Here is a 2398-nt window from a genome sequence, read left to right on the forward strand (position 1 = left end):
GCAAACGGCCTGATGTCGCGCTCGATGACATTGTTATCCACGGGAGACCGCCCGTCGTCTACGTAGCGGATTAGATACTGCCATTGCCTGCGGCAGTAGCCGACTGCCTCGCCGAACAGACTCTTGGGCAGAACCTTCGGTGCCAATTCGTCAAGCCATGCCTTGAAGGCGCTCAGCAGCGGCACGCTGTGCTGCTGGCGTAGGCGGTAACGGTAATTGGCCAGCGTCTCGCCCTCGGGCAAGTTTTGTTTGGCGAGCGCCTCGACCTGGTACAGCGCCTGGAAGAACTCGAGCGCCCTGATGATGCGAGCGCTGGGCTTGTTTTTCTGTCCTTTCAGCGCATCAGTGAACATTCTCCGCGCGTGGGCAAGGCATCCGAGGTGCGTCGCCGATTTAACCGTCCGCCATGCCGGCCACCCGTCGGTCATCAACGTGCCCGCGTAGCTTCCAAGGAAGGCCTTCGGATATTCCTGGCCGCGCCCGGGCTGGTACTCGAATAACACGACCGGCTGCTCGCTGTCCTCGGCGCTTCGATAGACCCACATATACGACGTGTCCTGTGCCTTTCGATCCTTTTCCTTGAGGACCTGGACCGTAGTCTCGTCGCCGTGAATCAGCCACTGACCCAGCAGAACCGCCTTGAGCGCGTCGTAAATCCGCTTGTAGTGCAGCTCGGCGGGGCGGATGATCCAGTTCGCCAGCGTGCCGCGGCTGATCGTGATGTTCGAGCGCGCGAGCACATCCTCCATCCGGTACAGCGGCGTGCCATCGACGTACTTCCCGGCCGTAACAGCGGCGATCATCGATGGACTTGCATGGCTCCCAGGCAAGGGCTGCGCCGGCATCGGCGCGACCACGATCGGCGTGTGCGTGCCGTGATGCTCGCAGTGACGACACGCGTACTTGAAGCGCGCATGCTGCAACACCGACACCTTGACCTCCATGTGCAACTGCTCGCTGACTTCTTCGCCCATCCGGTGCATTGCCTTGCCACAACACGGACAGATCTTCTGATCATCGGGCAGATCGTACTCGATACGCTCGCGCGGAAGATCCGCAGGCAGCGGCTTGCGGCCACGCTTGCGGGATTCGGGCTTCCCAAGCTCAGGCAACCCGGTGTTCGGTAGAGTGGGCGCGTCGGCGTCGCCTTCGGCAACCGGATCCGCTTCGGCGACTTCTTCAGCCTCGTTGAACACGCGGTCCTTGCGCTTCTCGCTCTTCGGCGCGTACTGTCGGGCCAACGCAAGACGATATTGCTCTTCGAGCGCATCGAGGCGCTTGCAGAGGTCGCCGATTTTGGCGTCGCGTTCTGCGAGACCGGTTTCGAGCTCGTGGATGTAGGCCTTGGCGGCCCGCGGCAATCGCGAGAGTTCAGGGGCTTTCATGCGCTTCACAATAGCGAAGCACGGCGTCGCGCAGGTTTACGGAGATTTGTAACTACCGGGCCGGTCGTTGTTTACCGGCAACATCGGTGATACTGGAATTCAGCTTGCGTGGCAGTACTGCCTCGCAGGATGACGGCGCACCGCGTCGACATCGACACCGTCTAGCAGCAGGTGAAGCTGTTCGGTGCTGAGTTCAATCACGGCCTGCTGGCGGCGGGGCCATACAAAATGGTCCGCCTCGAGTCGCTTCATGAGGAGCCAGAATCCAGCCCGGTCATAGAGCACAAGCTTCACGCGATCGCGCTTCCGATTGTGAAACGCAAAGACGGCTCGCGCGAACGGGTCAAGATGCATTGATTGCTCGACCAGCGTCACCAGTGTGTTCAGTCCGCAGCGGAAGTCGATCGGTTCGCGATGTAGGTAGATCCGCAGACCATCGTCAAAGCGGAACATCAACCCGCTCCCAACGCGACGATCACCGCCTTGACGAGTGGCGCGTCCTGCACTGAGCATTCGAGATCAATCGCGACGCCGTTGGGCAACCTTACCGACAGGCGCGCTTGCGACGGCGCCGGCGTCGGCGCTGGGGGAGAATCGCGACGTACCGTCAAAGACTCCGCCGTCTCCGCCGACTTCAACGTCGCGCCTCCAATCGTCACCACGGGAACAAACGCCGAAGGTTCAGATTCGATCGTCCTCGGCACCCTAGCAACTGCGCTCGCCCTCCGGTACATCTCGACCCACTTGCGCAGTTGGTTGGCGTTCACTCCAGCCTTCAGCGCCAAACCCGCAAGCGACGCTCCAGGGCGCAGGCATGCCTCGACCAAGCGGCGCTTCCCATCAGGATCAAATGATCGTTTGCCCTTGGGAGACAGGTGCGTCACCTTCAGCGGCAGGAAATCGAGGTCAATCGTGTCAGGTGTCATCGTGGTTGCGTCCGCAAGTGTAGGTTGCGGACGCAAGCGTGACGTCCTTTACTTCATCGCGCTACGTGCGGAGAAATTCGCGCTTAC

Annotated in this window: 3 protein-coding genes; all 3 read right to left on the reverse strand. The window is 61.1% G+C overall.

Going from position 1 to position 2398, the window contains the following annotated elements; all coding sequences use genetic code 11:
* Positions 1 to 1385: IS66 family transposase (gene tnpC / locus AWB67_RS36415; RefSeq protein ID WP_087660693.1), on the reverse strand; the 1385-nt coding region annotated here is incomplete at its 3' end.
* A gap of 99 nt (positions 1386 to 1484) precedes the next feature.
* Complete coding sequence (gene tnpB / locus AWB67_RS36420; protein ID WP_062639243.1) at positions 1485 to 1838, reverse strand: IS66 family insertion sequence element accessory protein TnpB; 354 nt, start codon at positions 1836 to 1838, stop codon at positions 1485 to 1487.
* Positions 1838 to 2311 (reverse strand): IS66-like element accessory protein TnpA, encoded by a 474-nt coding sequence (tnpA, locus tag AWB67_RS36425; RefSeq protein WP_062639244.1) that lies wholly within the window; start codon positions 2309 to 2311, stop codon positions 1838 to 1840. The genes tnpB and tnpA overlap by 1 nt, the downstream gene beginning before the upstream one ends.
* Positions 2312 to 2398 lie beyond the last annotated feature (87 nt).

This window comes from Caballeronia terrestris, from assembly GCF_001544515.1.
Lineage (GTDB): Bacteria > Pseudomonadota > Gammaproteobacteria > Burkholderiales > Burkholderiaceae > Caballeronia > Caballeronia terrestris.